Source organism: Telmatocola sphagniphila (assembly GCF_018398935.1).
GTDB classification, from domain to species: domain Bacteria; phylum Planctomycetota; class Planctomycetia; order Gemmatales; family Gemmataceae; genus Telmatocola; species Telmatocola sphagniphila.
In genome coordinates, this window is the sequence record NZ_CP074694.1 from 4,564,064 (window position 1) to 4,579,556 (window position 15,493).

The 15,493-nt window shown below is 53.3% G+C and carries 10 protein-coding genes; 5 read left to right on the forward strand and 5 right to left on the reverse strand.

Going from position 1 to position 15,493, the window contains the following annotated elements; genetic code table 11:
• Positions 1-11 precede the first annotated feature (11 nt).
• Positions 12-908: a replication initiator protein A gene (locus KIH39_RS18280; protein ID WP_213494669.1), complete on the forward strand. Its 897-nt coding sequence runs from the start codon at positions 12-14 to the stop codon at positions 906-908.
• A gap of 690 nt (positions 909-1,598) precedes the next feature.
• Here the strand turns inward: KIH39_RS18280 and KIH39_RS18285 are convergent.
• Both KIH39_RS18285 and KIH39_RS18290 read right to left on the reverse strand, forming a co-directional pair.
• The gene (locus KIH39_RS18285) at positions 1,599-1,916 is read right to left on the reverse strand and encodes a hypothetical protein (protein ID WP_213494670.1); all 318 of its coding nucleotides are present in this window, start codon (positions 1,914-1,916) and stop codon (positions 1,599-1,601) included.
• A 17-nt stretch (positions 1,917-1,933) separates the two neighbouring features.
• On the reverse strand, positions 1,934-2,608 hold the full coding sequence (locus tag KIH39_RS18290; protein ID WP_213494671.1) for a division plane positioning ATPase MipZ: 675 nt from the start codon (positions 2,606-2,608) through the stop codon (positions 1,934-1,936).
• A 591-nt stretch (positions 2,609-3,199) separates the two neighbouring features.
• Here KIH39_RS18290 and KIH39_RS18295 point away from each other — a divergent pair.
• Positions 3,200-3,703, forward strand: coding sequence for a hypothetical protein (locus KIH39_RS18295; RefSeq protein ID WP_213494672.1), 504 nt, complete (start codon positions 3,200-3,202; stop codon positions 3,701-3,703).
• Positions 3,704-3,858: 155 nt separating this feature from the next.
• Here KIH39_RS18295 and KIH39_RS18300 read toward each other — a convergent pair whose 3' ends face one another.
• Together KIH39_RS18300 and KIH39_RS18305 are read right to left on the reverse strand one after the other, a co-directional pair.
• On the reverse strand, positions 3,859-9,522 hold the full coding sequence (locus tag KIH39_RS18300) for a DEAD/DEAH box helicase family protein (RefSeq protein ID WP_246539337.1): 5,664 nt from the start codon (positions 9,520-9,522) through the stop codon (positions 3,859-3,861).
• Between the two features lie 76 nt (positions 9,523-9,598).
• The gene (locus tag KIH39_RS18305) at positions 9,599-9,862 is read right to left on the reverse strand and encodes a hypothetical protein (RefSeq protein ID WP_213494673.1); all 264 of its coding nucleotides are present in this window, start codon (positions 9,860-9,862) and stop codon (positions 9,599-9,601) included.
• A 668-nt stretch (positions 9,863-10,530) separates the two neighbouring features.
• On the opposite strand from KIH39_RS18305, the gene KIH39_RS18310 reads away from it, so the two are divergent.
• The 3 genes from KIH39_RS18310 (at position 10,531) to KIH39_RS18320 (ending at position 15,048) form a co-directional block, all read left to right on the forward strand.
• Complete coding sequence (locus KIH39_RS18310) at positions 10,531-11,421, forward strand: prepilin-type N-terminal cleavage/methylation domain-containing protein (RefSeq protein ID WP_213494674.1); 891 nt, start codon at positions 10,531-10,533, stop codon at positions 11,419-11,421.
• A 299-nt stretch (positions 11,422-11,720) separates the two neighbouring features.
• The gene (mobF, locus tag KIH39_RS18315; RefSeq protein WP_213494675.1) at positions 11,721-14,522 is read left to right on the forward strand and encodes a MobF family relaxase; all 2,802 of its coding nucleotides are present in this window, start codon (positions 11,721-11,723) and stop codon (positions 14,520-14,522) included.
• Positions 14,512-15,048 (forward strand): hypothetical protein, encoded by a 537-nt coding sequence (locus KIH39_RS18320; RefSeq protein WP_213494676.1) that lies wholly within the window; start codon positions 14,512-14,514, stop codon positions 15,046-15,048. Before mobF ends, KIH39_RS18320 begins: the two co-directional genes overlap by 11 nt.
• A 48-nt stretch (positions 15,049-15,096) precedes the next feature.
• Here KIH39_RS18320 and KIH39_RS18325 read toward each other — a convergent pair whose 3' ends face one another.
• Entirely contained in the window at positions 15,097-15,486 is a 390-nt protein-coding gene (locus KIH39_RS18325; RefSeq protein ID WP_213494677.1) for an IS66 family transposase, read from the reverse strand.
• Between the last annotated feature and the right edge of the window lie 7 nt (positions 15,487-15,493).

Here is a 15,493-nt window from a genome sequence, read left to right on the forward strand (position 1 = left end):
ATTCTTGAATCATGCCCCGCCGTCTTCCCCCCAAGGGCGATTTTCAGCCCGATCTCTTTGCCGCCAGTTTTGCGGATATCCCGATCCGCGACCAGCGGGATACTATGGAGCGGCCATTTTTTAGCCTTTCCAAAAAACCTCGTATTACTCCAATCGCTTACCATGTTGGCGATGTTTGGGTGGAAGTCAGTCCCAATCCCCAGTTCGGCATGGCAACCATCTGGGATGCCGATATTCTGCTTTGGGCTTCAACTCAAATTACGGAGGCTCTCGACCGAGGTCTTCCGGCCAATCGCACTCTCAAATTCCATCCTCATAATCTGCTGAAGTCCATTCGTCGAGATATCGGTGGGGATCACTATGTCCGATTGCGGGCAGCCCTGGAACGCCTCACCCATACGGCGGTTCGGACGAATATCCGGGCCAATGGCAAAAAGAAGTTCGCTTCCTTCCATTGGCTGGAAAGCTGGACCGAGGTCACCGATGAAACCACGGGCGAAACCCAGGGGATGACCATTACTATTCCCGACTGGCTATTCCAAGGCATCGTGATGAAGGGAGGTGTGCTGACTATCCACGAGGATTATTTCCTGCTCACGGGCGGTATAGAGCGATGGCTTTATCGGGTTGCCCGGAAGCATGCCGGGCATCAGGAGATTGGCTGGCAGTTTACCATGCGGCAGCTTTATGAAAAGTCCGGTTCGACAGCTCGGTTTTCGGATTTCGCTATCGATGTCCGGAAGCTGGTCGAATTGAATCAATTACCCGAATATTCGCTCTATCTGCATCGCAATGAGCAGGAGGAAGAGGTCATCAATTTCCTGAGGCGTAGCCAATTGGGGGTCGATGATCCGAATTACCAGTTCGAACGGAATCCAAAGCGGCGTTTGACGCCCGCTGCGGTTTGAGGGATTGATTGAAAACAGTCACTTAAATTTCCGAGGGTCGGCCTATCGGGCGCATTTAGGGTGAATTCTTCACCTTCGGATCTCCTTTCGAGTCCCCTCTTCTCCCGACTTTGAACGCAATCGAATCGATTTATGGGTAATTATCCTGAATTTCGGAGAGGATTTCGGCAAAGTGCCGGTCATCGGCCTATTAGGCGTACAGTTCTGGGACTCCTTCTTCGGGGCAAGTTATCCCCGGACCCCTCCAATACAACACGGCCTATTAGACGCAACCTGCTCGGCCTATTAGACGCAGTTTCATTTGGCCTATTGGGCGCATGGATTCGGCCTATTAGGCGCGCCAACGCCCGACAAATTCTTGAGTTTCAAGCGGTTCCAAGGAGCCTAACTGTTTAACCTAAACAATAAATATAACTCTTTTAACGCACGGGACCTGTGGATAAGTCCCTTCCCTGCTCCCAATCGATCCTCTAGATCGATAGAAGGAAGTGGCTTAGCAGAAAGGGACTTCCCGGGATCGATTTATTCCCTTCAATGAACGATTAGCGTGGGCAACCTGAGGCGAAAGGCGTATCGAAGCCCCTACCCTATCAAAAAACCTCTTCGCTTCTAAAAAAGCCATTTCCCGGGCATTTTGTTTTTCGATCCGGATATGCGCCTAATAAACGGCGTTTAATGACTTTCTGAAATCTAAGACCAGTAGCCCTTCGCTCGCATCCAGTCCTCCAAAGCCTCCTCGAGCACTTCCTGCAAGGAATTGGGATACTGGTTATTCAATTGCCGTTCCAGGGATTCCCTCTTGAGAGCATTGGCGAATTCCGCACGGAGTCGTGAAGTAAATGGAACTCGATTTATGGGCGGTTGACCTTTGGGATCGCGGCTTTCCACGGCTTTCGGATGAATTTTGACGGGTTCCTCAGCTTCTTTGCTGCCAAAAACAAACTGTTTTTCAATGGCTGGATCGATAGGATCCTTCAGTCCGGCGACTAATGGTCTTCTCTCTTTCATGAGTCTTCCTCCCACAATTAAGCAGATTCCAATTTCTTGATTTTGCTTCGCTTTTTGCTGGCGACCGCATCCGGCAGTAGCTCCCGGAAAAGGGCCTGCACCTCATCGGCGGCTTCGCGGCCCCGACTCCCCAGTTTCCAGACGACCGCTCCCTGCCCCGGTGCATCGGCATAGATCTGCTTCAGAGTTAAAGCAGTCTTGGCCAGCGGAAGTTCTAAAGCTTCGGCGGCATCCTTCATATCCTGCGTCAAGCGATAGTTTTTTCCCACCATCGAAAGGACGATCACGGCTTCGGGATGGCCTCCCCGAATATCCTGGGATTGCCGTAAGACCTTGGTGGCCTGGGAAAGCGCCCTCACCTCCAACATGGAGGCTTTGCAGGGGACGATAGCCAGATCCGCTCGAAGTAACAAAGCCCGGCTGGTTTCGGTGTTGCTGCCCGGGCCGTCGGCGACGACATACTCGGCGTGTTCGCTCAGTGTTGGCAAACGATCCAAGATTTCTTCGGGGTCGGCCAGTCGTACCGTTTTAACTCCGGGTACCGCTTCGGCGGCCCAATCGGAGGAGGAATGCTGCGTGTCGCAATCGGCGAGAGTTACCGTATGGCCCTGCTCAAAAAGCCAAGCGGCCAAATGGACAGCCAGCGTGGACTTCCCAACTCCCCCTTTTGAATTTGCAACAACAATGATCATGCGGCGGACGGTACCACATGTTTACATGATTGCAAGTAATATGTGCGACATGAAGACACGACGGCATGTCGGCAAGGTGACATAATTTTATGTCTTCAAGTAATTAGGATTTCTTGCCGTCTTGCAAGCATGTCAGCATGACGTTTTGATGACTTGGCGACAGTGCGACATGTAAGCAAGTAATCTGTATTTCATGTATTCCTGCAGTCTGGCAATCATGCTTACATGTTTACAACAATGCAAAATGGCCGCCTGACATGTAATCATGTTTTCATGTCGTCATGCCTGTCTGAAAACATGTCTGCTGGTCTTCCTGCTTACAGGCCTGAAAGTCAGCTTTCTGGCTGATCTGCCGGAATTTCACGGAGAAATTCTGTCGATGCGAAGCATCGGGAAGATGCCTGTACGGTTGACGGATATTTTTTCCCTCGAGGAAAGTCGCTCGTAAATGCATTAGAATTTGGGGCGCTGAAGATAGAAAAAGTGTCCCCAGTATCCTTCCGAAGCGAGCGATTGCACCTAAAATCGACCAGAATCATTGCAAAGTATATTAAATCCCCAGCCTCGAAATCGGTGGTCGTAGATCGGAATATGAATGACATGGAAGAACTCGATTCGGAATCCCAGGAACTACCGCACTACCGGCGTCCTTGGATCCTGCTGATTCCTCTCGGATTCGCAGCCTTCCTTTTTTTCTTGCTGACACTGCTCTTTCTTTTTGGGCCGGTAGACAAAAAGCATAAAGAAGATGATTCGGCCATGTTGCTGTTAGTTGGCGGCATCATGGCGTTTTTCTTCGCGGTATCTTTTTTTGTTTGCGTTCGGCTTTACCGGGGGCCGCGCCCGGGCACGACCTCAGCGTTACCGCTTTGGTTCATTCGAGGCTTTGGGCTGTTCATGGCCCTGGGAGCAGTGGGAACTTATTTGCTGAATAAAACGAGTTTGCAAAACAGCATTAAAAGTTTTGTTTTATTCCTAGGGATTGCGATTACGGGCGATGTGGTTCAGATGATTCAGGACACTTCGAATGAAGACAAAGAAAAAGAGGAACCCTCCACGAATTCAGATCCCCAGAAGGATGATAAATCAAAATAGCCCATAAAGAGTCTCAATGGGTTTTCTATTTGCTTACCTCGATTGACAAATTATACAATTCCGGTTGTCCCGCAGAATGCTACCGACTTTCGTGAGTGGGCGACACGGAACCGGACTTCTGCGGGACTCTTGTATTTCCCTCGAATCGATTTCCTTCAAATCATCAATTCTTTGGATCGAGTGTCAGACGATTGGGTCACTTGCGTCCGGTAATCGGAGAGGTGAGGGGAGACTTCCGGTAGTGAAGTTTCCTCGGAAGGGTTTACTTCCTCCTTTAATAGCTCTTGCTCTCGCTGCATCCGCTCGCGAACCCGTTTAGTCACCGGCTCCTCGGCAATGATGATTCTCTGTTCTCCGGAACGCTGGGCGGTGGCTTCAATCGTGTTTATCGATTTCAGATCTTTAATCCGTTCGGCAATTTCAGAAGTCGATACCCGCTCTTCTCCTTCAGCGGGAGGAGTCGTGATCGAAAGCCCCAGCTTCAATTGATCCCGGAGGTTGGTCAGTTCCGCCAAATAATCCTCATGGGCAAATTCTTGACCCAGACGACTCTGGTAGTCGTGTAACTGACTCTGGGCCAGTTCCAGATCGTCCCGTTCTTTCTGGCACCTTTCGTCGTAGGTAGTGGCCAATCGTTCCAAAGCATTCAGCACCGCACGCGGACCGCGATGCTCGCGGCTGAGTGTTGCCGTCCGTTTACTGGCTCCCTCGAGATAGACTTCCGGGGGATAATCCGCATGTAGTATCATCCCAAAATTCAATCCCTTATATCGTCCCAGGGCTACTCGAGTGGATTGACTGACTCGCTCCGGGAGATTCTCTAGTCGCTGGCCGAGTACCGCTTGGGCATCGCGAGGAGGTACCGGACGATTCCCGACGAAGAGAGAATTCGGATGGTCCTGGATCGTGTTCCGGTCGGCCTCGAAGGCGGCGAGGCGTCTTTGATAATCGGCAATATGATCAGGTAAGTTGCGGATATGCTTTCTCGCCAGATACTGCTCGTCGGCGTGGTTCTTTTTCAAGACCGATAGCCGTTGCAATTCGGCATCGGCTTCAGCGAGGGTTAACACCGCCGGATTGCCCGAAGCAATCGCTTTGACTTCGGCGTAGGAGAGTTCCTGACCGCCGATATCCTCGGCCTTACGCAGTCCGCAATTGCCCGAGATGACTTGGGCAATAAAGCGAGCCTTCGTCTCTAAGGCCTGCCACATATAAGAATCGAACGAGCCTTGCGTGACGTAGCGATAGATCGAAACTTCTTCACTTTCATTGCCTTGCCGGAGAATCCGGCCTTCTCGTTGTTCGACTTCGGCGGGTTTCCAGGGGGCATCGAGATGATGCAAGGCCACCAGTCGCTTTTGGACGTTGGTTCCGGTGCCCATTTTCATGGTGCTGCCCAGTAACACCCGCACCGAACCCTGACGGACCTTCTCGAACAAGGCCTGCTTCTTGGCGTCCGAATCGGCTTCGCCGACGGCGGCGATCTGCTCGGCGGGGATTCCCTGCCGAATTAACTTCTGAATGATATCCTCGTAGGCGGAATAGCCCCAGGGAGTCGGATTCACTCCCATATCGCAAAAAATCATCTGCGTGCCGCGAGTGACTTCGCTCTTTCGCCAGATACGGACAACATTTTCGACCAGGGCGTTTACCTTCGATCCTGGATCGTCCTCGGCCTGGGCGTCGAGCATGCGAGCATCGAGGGCCAGTTTTCGGCCATCGGTGGTGATGGCTAAGGCGTTATCCTTGCGAGGATCGACCTTCTGGCTGCGGATCTGCTCGTAGCGTTGCACCAATTCCTGCTGCAGCCGGGACTGGGCTTCCGACATCGGGCAGGCGACGATGGTCGCCTTGCCTCCTTCGAGCTTGGGACGAGGGAGGTTCAACATTTCGGCGGTCTGCACATCGGCAAACGCTCGGAACATCTGTTGCAGTTCCGGAAGGTTAGTGAACTTGGCAAAGCGGCTACGAGGCTTTAAGGATTGACCATCGGGGGATATCTCCATGGTATCCACCACTTCGCCGAAGGTGGCAGCCCAGGCATCGAAGTGTTCGATGCCTCGGTCGCTCAATCCTTTCGGATCGAGGAAGCGCTGCATCGTGTACATTTCCATCATCGAGTTGCTGACCGGCGTGCCGGTCGCGAACTCGACCCCATGACCGGGATGTTGCTCATTCAAGTAGCGGCATTTCATGAAGAGATCGAAGGCTCGCTCCGATCCGCCGGTCTGGATTCCAGCGACCCTATCCATCTTGGTCGGGGTTTCCAGGTTTTTAAAGAAGTGGGCCTCGTCGATGAAGATTTGATCGACTCCCAGTTCATCGAATACCAGCCCATCATCCTTTTTATCTTCGGCCAATAGGTCTTTGAGCTTGGCTTCGCGGGACGCTTTCTGCTTCTCGATGGTCTTAATCAGATTGCGGTGCGGTTTGTCCTGGGAACGGGAGCGATCACGCAAGAGCTCGTCGTACTCGGCGATTTGCTCTCTTAGGAACTTCTCTTGATAATCCTTGGACATGCCGATCCGCTCGAAGGAAGAATGAGTGACGATAATGCCGTCCCAGTCCCCGCTGGCGATCTTGGCCGTTAAGAACTTCCGCTTGTCCCGGCTCAAGTCCTCCTTGGTAGCCACCAGTAGATGGGCATTGGGGTATAACTGCATGAATTCCCGGGCGAATTGCTCGAGCATGTGGTTGGGAACCACATACATCGGCTTTTTCACCAACCCGGTCTGTTTCATCTTCATACCGGTAGCGGCCATGGTGAAGGTCTTGCCCGCTCCGACGACATGAGCCAGCAAGGTGTTGCCACTGCTCATACCCCGCCAGATGGCATCCTTCTGGTGCGGACGAAGCTGAACGGTAGTATTCATCCCTGGAAAATCCAGATGACCGCCGTCGAATAACCTCGGCCGCAAATTGTTGTAAGTGTCGTTGTAAGTGCGAACTAAACGCTCGGTCCGTTCCGGATCCTGGAAGATCCACGACCGGAATTTTTCTTTGATGATTTTCTGTTTTTCTTTGGCGGCTAAAGTAGCATCGGGATTGATGACTTTTTCATCCTTATCCGATCCCGGCACGGTGTCGTAGATCACCGGCGACTTCAAATTGAGAGCCAGTTCGAACAGCCAAGTGCCATTCGCCCGGTCGGTGCCGTAATCGGCCGTGGCGGCCACGGAACGCTCGGTATGGTAATCGGCTTCAAAGCTCCACAAGGCATCTTTCTTTAAGTGAGCGACTTTGACGGAGTCGGCATCGACTCGGAAGAGCTCGCTGGCGAACGCCTGGATATCGGACTCCGGAATCCAGGGGGCTCCCAGATTAGCATCGATATCGCCGGGCAGAACATCGGGCGGTTGGACGACGCGTAATGCCTCGGCATTCCGCGAGAATTTTTCGCCCGCTCGCTCGGCTAACGCGAGCTTCGCCCGCACATTACCCGAAAGGTATTCATCCGCCGTTTCCCAGTGTTGCGATTCGGGATTGAGGTAAATCAGTTCCCCCAGTTCGCCGATAATCTTCTCTTCGGGTTGTCCGTAAAGTTCGGCGATATAACCCAAATCAATGCCGCCCTTGCGGTCGAGCGACACCAATAGCCCTTCCTCGGCACTGCGGACCTGCAGAATCTCCGGCGTTTTGCCAACGACATCTTTTAGGAGGATGGCAGCTTTGGTCGCTTTACCCGTGACTTCGTCGTACTCTTCGAGCGACATCACCAACATCGCATCGGGGTCTTCCCGAAACTTCGCGAGATTGGGCATGCGGCGGATCACCGTGCCATCGGCGGTTTCGCCGAAAGTGGTTTTGTTGATCGGACCGTATTGCGACACGAAATAGTCATAAGTCTGATTCAGCTTTCTTCGGGCCTGCTCGCGATGCTCCTCCGGCCAGCCCTCATTCTGCGATTGCAACACGCGACGGGCTTCGTCGCGAAGTTGAATCAACGCGGCTAAGCGTTTGCCCATCAAGCCGCCGGTGGCGGTCAGTACCGTGCTTCCGTGTTGGGCGGGCACGGCCCGACCGCCGATCAGCTGACAGATGGCTTTCTGATCGCTCAAGAAAAAACTGCCCTCGGTGATATGCCGCTCCAGAGGAGGCGGAGTGAAGCAAGTTGTAGTATCTCGTTGGGATTCCGTCGCATCTTGCAGCGTCTCGAACCGGGGCAGGCGGGCAATCGCCTCGCGAAGTTGCGAGGATAAGTCGCCGTTGGATAACACGCTATAACCGGTCTCACCGCCATAGAGACTGTCCTTGCTCGTCCAGGTGCCCAGCACCATCTCCGGATGGCTGTGAAAATACTCATTGATCGGAATGGCTTTTCCCTCGATATCGAGCGGTTCGGACTTCAGCCAGTTGGTCTCCGTGTGATGGGCTGCTTCGTCGGGGGCTCGCTTGCGAAGGAAAACTATATCGGTAACGACAGCAGTGCCTTCGCGTTTGAAGGCGTCACAGGGAAGGCGGATCGCTCCGATAAAATCGGCTCGCTCCGCGAGATATTCTCGGATCGAGGCATTTTGCTTATCGAGTGTGTAGTGCGAAGTGACCAGGGCCAGTACTCCGCCGGGCTTTAAGGCATCGACCGATTTGGCAAAGAAGTAATCGTGCAGAGAAAATCGCTGCCCTTTATGATCCAGCTTGACGTCGGCAAACGGCACGTTGCCGATCACGGCATCGAGCCTGCCATCGGGAAGTTTAGTGTCCCGAAAATTCTCGATGCGGATGTCCTGGTCTGGATGCAACGCTTTTGCGATGCGGCCGGAAGTGCGGTCGAGTTCCACTCCGATAAAATGCTGCTTCGGCTTGGCGTAGCTTAAAAAATTCCCGGTGCCGCAGCCGGGCTCTAAAACCGTGGCTTGTTCCGGGATACCCAGGCGATCTAAGGCTTGGTGCATCGCCGTCATAACAACGGGTGCGGTATAGAAGGCGTTGAAAGTAGTTCGTTTGGCGGATTCGTAATCTTCGGGGGAGAGTAGGCTTTTCAATTCTTCGCCAAGACTCTGCCACGAAGCGTCTTTGTAAGTGCCTTTAATGGGATCGGGAAACAGCGATAACGCCACGGCTCCGAAACCACCGAAGCGGGCCAAAGCTTGCCGTTCTTCCTCGGTGGCCAGACGATTTTCAGCATCGAGCCGGTTTAAGACGCGGATAGCCGCGAGAATATCGCGGGCCTTCGCTTTTTCACCGGAGGACGTTGAGACGCTCAGAGGGGATGAGTCTGTGGGGACGGTGACTTGCGAAATGGGTGCTTCGACTTGCTCGATAGGTTGATCGAACAAGGAATTTTGCCGGGGGCGGGGCTTTAATCCGAATCGCTGGGTTAAGTGATGAGAGTCGGAGGTACTGGCGAATCGCTCGGCATAGCTGGGGGTAAGAATTCCTCCTCCCACTGTTGGAGTGCTACCTCCAATGCGGCTTGGCTTTGAGTGAGGGAATCCATTGGAAGATCGTTCGGAAAGCTCGCTAGAGCTTCGAGATGAAGCTCCCGAAGTCGACTCGCTTGCCGGTTGACGGTCGACAGGAGAGTCTTCGAAGAGCGAAGAGGCTCGAAGAGGTTGGATCGGCTTTGAATCCAATCGAGAACGATGGTCTTGTACTGCATTAGGAGCCTCGGTTGGGTCGATCACCGACGTCGTTGTCTCCGCGAATTCTTCAAAATCGGTGGCAAAGCCGGGGAGTTGAGGAGTCCGTGAAGGGGGCTTCGAGGGCATCAAAAGTAATGAATATTGGAAAGGGGTAGCAGAGTTATAAATCGATTCCGCGTTCGGAGCAATCGCTTTTTGATGACTGTGAGAATTGGGTAGCAAACAGATCTGAGACATGGGCTTCTCCATCGAGTGAGAAATAAAAGATTCAAAAGGAGTAGGCGGTGGAGAGATCCTCCACCGCCCCGCTGGCTTAAGCGACGACCTGCTTCGATTCTTTGCGGGCTTTAGCGTCAGCTGCTTGCTGGTGCATGATCCAGGTATGGGCGAGGTCGAATAATTTCGCCATAGTCAGTAGATCGTCGAACCCGAGGCTATCGGTCTCCTTCCAGGTTTCTTCCTGTCGATAACCTCGGCTGGGAATCACACTGTACCAATTGCCTTTATCGCTGTGATTTCTCCAGATGGTGACTTGCAATACTCCGATACGGATTTTGTGGGCGGGTTGTGTAGACATAGTGTTCTCCTTCTCATTTGTTAGAGGCCGCTTCATTGCGGCCTGACGGACCGCGTCCAACACCGCTTGAGCCGTTGCGTAGCGCATCGGGCAAGCACAAAATTGGGGGAGACCTCTGGGGGAACCGATTTTGTGCTTGCCCGAAACGGCGGCGGTGTTAGCGGTTGTTCGTCCAGGCTGCATGAAATTGCGGTCGTCTTATAAGTGAGAAGGAGTTCCACGTGCTCGAACTCCCTGCCCGGGATCCAGAAGAGATGTGTCCCCTGGAGCAACCGCTAGAAGGCTCGTTTCAGTTGATCCGCTTAGAACGGCCCCAAGAAACAAGTATCCGAGAAGCCTTGCGAGAAATTACAATCGATAAGGGGTCTTATTCGGCCTGCACCTGGGCTCAATGCTTCCCAGCCACAGCCGCAAAAAGAAGAGAGATCAGCAGGTGCATTCCGCTGAATGGGGGTAGCGCGAGATCGCTCGAACTGGGCTTTTTCTATTCTTAAATGGAGTCTTCCGGGTTTGAATGCAACAGCATTCACCCGGAACAAAAGAGCGGTATTTCCAAAAGAGGGAGCGTTGGTCAAGGACGATGGCGAGGAGGGTCTCCCTGGCTGCACAAGCGAGGCTCTACGAGCGCGGAAGCTAGGGAGGGGCCGCGCCAGCGCCGAAGGAAATCCTTGACCGACGCGAGGGGAAATTCCCCAGTTTTACTGCACACGAGTGTTAATCAAATATTAATCGAAGGCTGGCAAAATCCCGAAATGCAGCATGTCTCCAAAAACCAAAGTGGCTTCACGCTCCTCGAAATGTCGATTGTGGTCATGATCATCGGGCTGCTGGTGGGGGCGATTTTGTTTGGCAGGGATATGATTCATGCGGCGCAATTACGCGGCTATACCAGTGCCTTCAATAAATATGAAGCAGCGGGCAATACCTTCAAAACAAAGTACAATTGTCTACCCGGCGATTGCCTCAACGCTACTGATTTCTTCGGCAGCACAGTCGTGAATGGTAACGGCAATGGCATCATCGAGCGCACTTATTCCGGGGCCAGCACAACGACATCAAAATATTCCACTTGTACAAATTCTGAATTGATTGCCGCCAACTCACATCTTGCATATGCCGGCTTGATCCCGCTTGCTCCGTTCAATCCCACAACGTTGGCGAATTGCGTGCCGAATGTCGGCTGGATTGATCCAGTGAATCTTTATTCCGGTGCTGGTGGCTGGACATCGGGTAACGCCATCTGGATTACAAACACCAGTTTGGGGATGACAGTCACTTTCGCAGGTAATGGATTGTCGATAGCATCTTACCTGACTCCCTACGAACTTTGGTATATCGACAATAAAGTTGATGATGGCATGCCACAAACAGGACGCGTTTGGGCGCAAGCATGGCTTGCCAGCGGCGCCAAGAATGATTGGACTTACGCGGTGTGGAATCCTCTAGGTAACGCGGGATGTCAGCTGCAGGACGCCAATGGAGTCTGGCAATATGCAAGGGTCGATTATCAATTAAACTGGGTAGACAATTGTGCTCTCTACTTCCTGCCGGATTTTTGAATCATAAGCCGGTAATACAATTTGCCCTGCCCCTTCAACGCTTCGCAACCCGGACCAGCTTCGCGTTTTCGGGGCGGACCGAACACAACGTGTCCGGAGCTCTAACGAGCAATGTTTTGCGTAATTTCCCCAAAAATTTGACTGTCGGCATGCATAAGTTGATCCTAATGTGTCTCACATTGGCACAAAATTGAGATCACATTTGACTCCTCGTCACAGTCTGAAATCTTGACGGTCAGTATCCCTAAAGCACCGTCAGTCAACCATTTACGTCCTTAAGAATTGGCGTATGATGGTACATGCTTCGCATCACCCAGTCCGTCAGTGCCGCCGCTGCTAAGAAGTATTACAGCACGGCAGATTATTACACGGAAGGCCAGGAGATCGTCGGTTCCTGGGGAGGGGAAGCTGCCAAGAAATTAGGCCTCGAAGGAATTGTCGATCAGCAACTCTTCGAGCGGATGTGCGACAATCGCCATCCCTTCACCAATCAAAAACTCACGGTTCGAGACGGCTCTGAAAGAACCGTCGGTTATGACTTTACCTGGTCGGTGCCGAAGTCTGTTTCCTTGATGTATGCGCTCACCGGTGATCAGACAATTCTGGAGGCCTTTCGGGAATCGGTCCGCGAATCGATGCAAGAAATCGAACGTGAAATGAAAACGCGCGTTCGCATCAACGGCCGCGACGAAAATCGCACCACGGGCAATATGGTCTGGGCCGAGTTTATCCACACGACCTCAAGGCCAGTACAAGGTGTTCCTGACCCCCAATTGCATTCGCACTGCTTCGTTTTTAACACTACTTTTGATGAAAAAGAGAACCGCTGGAAAGCCGGTCAGTTCCGCGATCTGAAACGGGATGCCCCGTACTTTCAGGCGGCTTTTCGCGCCCGGTTGGCGGGCAAGCTCCAGGATCTCGGATTTACACTGGAACGAAAACGAGATGATTTCGAGGTAGCCGGGATCTCCAAGGAGGTTATCAAGCGTTTTTCGCGACGGACTGATGTTATCGAGGGGGCCTATCGCGATTACCTAGCCGAGAAACTCGTCGAGTCGCATTATGTCGAGCGGAAAGAGGACGGGTATTATGCGGATCAAAAATTACTTTCCGATGAAGATATCCTTGCCTTGGCCGAACAGTATGGGCTGACGAACGACAAGGTCAAAGACGAACTGGGGGCCGAAACCCGGGAATCGAAATCGAGCCGCCATAGCTGGAACCAGTTGCGACAGATCTGGGATGCCAAGCTCTCTCGCGAGGATAGGGAGGCTATGGCCGAGGTCCACCGTCGCGAATCTCCTTCGAACAAACCGGAGCCGCAAAGTCAGGCGGCCGTCGACTATGCTCTCGCACACGTCTTTAAAACCAAGACCACAGCGACCGAGCGGGAAGTCCTGACCCATGCTCTCAAACGCTATGTCGATTGCATCGATGTCACTTCGGTACAGCAGGAACTGTCCCTACGATCCTTGATTCGGGCCCGCAAAGGGGATCAGGTTCTGATTACGACCCCGAAAGTTCACGGCCTGGAAGTCTTCGTCAAAGAGTCGGCCCAAGAGGGGAGGGGGCGGTATCAGAAGTTTTTGCTGCATTCACCGACGATCCGCAGGGACTGGCTCAATGAGGGACAGAGAAGAGCGGTCGAGCACGTCTGGGCCTCTCGGGATTTTGTCACCCTGATTCGCGGGGCGGCCGGTACCGGCAAAACTTCGATGATGTCCGAGGCGATTGATGGCTTGGAGGCGGCCGGTCGTCATGTCACGGTTCTGGCACCGACCGTGAGTGCCAGCCATGAAGTACTTCGCGATGAAGGATTTCGAGAAGCCGATACAGTAGCCCGTTTTCTCAAAGATCCGAAGATGCAGGAGAAAGCTCGGGGGCAGATCATTTGGGTGGATGAAGCGAGTATGATGGGCACAGAGGAGATGGCCAAACTCTTCCAAAAAGCCCAGGATCTGGGAGCCCGAATCGTACTATCCGGGGATCGCTTCCAACATCGGGCGGTCGCCCAAGGGGAACCTTTACGGCTGCTTGAACAGCGGGCCGGTTTGCCGGTCGCAGAGATCACCGAGATCATGCGCCAGAAACCGCAAGACTATCGCCGTGCGGTGGAGTTTTTGAGTCGGGGCGATACGGCGGCCGGACTCGATTTGTTCGAGAAGATGGGAAAAATTCGCGAGATCGCCGGGGAGGAGAGGGATGTCGCATTAAGCCAGGCCTATCTGGCGGCGGTGAAGGAAAAGAAGAAAAACGGCGAGAACGCAACCGCTTTGGTGGTCAGCCCGACCCACTCCGAAGGCAATCGCATTGCTGAGATGATCCGGAGCCAGCTCAAAAAAGCGGGAAGGATTAAAGGAGAAGTCACTCTCTCCACCTGGAAATCAGCCGGTCTAAGCGATCCCCAGAAGGGAGATCGCACGCTTTATGAATCGGGGGACATGATCCAGTTCCATCAGAATGCCCCGGGGCATAAAAGTGGCTCTCGCCAAGTCCTCCTGGAAGGACAAAAACTTCCTCTAGAAGTGGCGGATCGCTTTGAACTGTTTAAGCCTTCGTCGCTCACTATTGGCCGTGGGGATCGCATTCGGATTACGCATCGCGGTCAGACTCAGGACGGCAAACATCTCCTGGCCCGAAATGCCCTTTTTACCGTCCAAAAGGTTACCCCGCGAGGAGATCTGATCGTCGATCATGGTTGGGTGATCGACAAAGATTTTGGGCATATCACTCAGGGCTATACGGTCACCTCACACGCCAGTGAAGGAAAGACGGTGGATCGAGTATTCATCGGTCAGTCGAGTGAATCGTTCCCAGCATCGAACCGTCGTCAGATCTACGTCTCGGCTTCACGAGCACGTCAAGAAGCGGTCATCTTCACCGATGACATTAAACAGCTTGCCAAGGCCGTGCGTCGGGCCGATGAGCCGATGTCGGCGATTGAACTCGAAGAGTTAGCCCGACAGCAAGCGACCACAAAGAAGCGTCGGCACAAACGACTTGCAAGAAACCAACGAAGCTTTAACCTGACGCGGCAAAACGAATTGCACCGCGATCAATTCGCACAAACTCGTCAACCGGAGGTAACGCATGAACGCTGAATCGCAACAAGAAGCTTTAGAGATCTTTCGGGGCGGACGAGCCCAGCCCAAAACGGGGTTTCTGCCGAAAGATCTCAAGGCCGCAGATACGGACGAAGAAGCCTCTTGCCGGGCGTACGGTTTCTTGCGGGGATTGCGAGAGAAGGCCCACATGCTCGAATTGCGTTTCAAAAACGGCAATACCGAGGCCCTGGCGTATCATCTTTTGCATTCGATGCGGTTCAATCCGTCTTATGGGGTCCTACTTCGCTTCGGCGGGGATATTACCACGATGGTGATGATCTCCGGCAGCAATCTCGATGTCGTGCTGAAGGATATGGAGGTCAATCTCACCGATAGGGGAATTCAGCGGCAGCGGATTACTTGGGTCCGGGAGATGGACGAGGATGAGCTTCGCAAATTGAAGCCAAGTGATCCCTCTATCGATGCGATTGCCGTCGGAGAATGTGAATCCGAGGAGACTGTTCAAACCTGGATGGGTCAGAATGCGAAAGGATTTGCAAGGAATAGTGTACCCGTGCTGTGAACTGCATACTTGCGGGCTTTGCTAGTATGGAGAGTATTATGTATCCAATCAGCACGGTTTTTCAGCTTTGGCTCGCTGAGCCTCGGCCCAGCGGGAGGGGAAGAGGTTGGTCAACTGTTGGTAGTCGGCTTTGGGAATCCGTGCCAGCACGTCTCGCAGGTAGGCGAAAGGGTCGATGCCGTGTCGTCGGCAAGTTTGCGTGAAGCTGTAGAGCACGGCGGCGGTTCGGCCGCCCTCGTCGCTGCCCGCGAACATCCAATTTTTGCGTCCGACGGCTCCCGCACGCAAGGCTCGCTCGGCGGCATTGTTGTCGATGTTCAAGAAGCCGTGCTCGGTGAAGCGACGCAAGGCCTCGCTCTGTCGCTGGGCGTAGGCGATGGCTTGGGCCATCGGGCTTTTGGGCAACACCAGCTTGGCCTGCTCGTCGATCCAGAGCATGAACTCA

What these genes read in the sequence shown, in the direction of transcription:
- KIH39_RS18280 (WP_213494669.1), top strand. Translation starts at nt 12, where the DNA reads ATGCCCCGCCGTCTTCCCCCCAAGGGCGATTTTCAGCCCGATCTCTTT.
- KIH39_RS18285 (WP_213494670.1), bottom strand. Translation starts at nt 1,916, where the DNA reads ATGAAAGAGAGAAGACCATTAGTCGCCGGACTGAAGGATCCTATCGAT.
- KIH39_RS18290 (WP_213494671.1), bottom strand. Translation starts at nt 2,608, where the DNA reads ATGATCATTGTTGTTGCAAATTCAAAAGGGGGAGTTGGGAAGTCCACG.
- KIH39_RS18295 (WP_213494672.1), top strand. Translation starts at nt 3,200, where the DNA reads ATGAATGACATGGAAGAACTCGATTCGGAATCCCAGGAACTACCGCAC.
- KIH39_RS18300 (WP_246539337.1), bottom strand. Translation starts at nt 9,522, where the DNA reads ATGTCTCAGATCTGTTTGCTACCCAATTCTCACAGTCATCAAAAAGCG.
- KIH39_RS18305 (WP_213494673.1), bottom strand. Translation starts at nt 9,862, where the DNA reads ATGTCTACACAACCCGCCCACAAAATCCGTATCGGAGTATTGCAAGTC.
- mobF (WP_213494675.1), top strand. Translation starts at nt 11,721, where the DNA reads ATGCTTCGCATCACCCAGTCCGTCAGTGCCGCCGCTGCTAAGAAGTAT.
- KIH39_RS18320 (WP_213494676.1), top strand. Translation starts at nt 14,512, where the DNA reads ATGAACGCTGAATCGCAACAAGAAGCTTTAGAGATCTTTCGGGGCGGA.
- KIH39_RS18325 (WP_213494677.1), bottom strand. Translation starts at nt 15,486, where the DNA reads ATGCTCTGGATCGACGAGCAGGCCAAGCTGGTGTTGCCCAAAAGCCCG.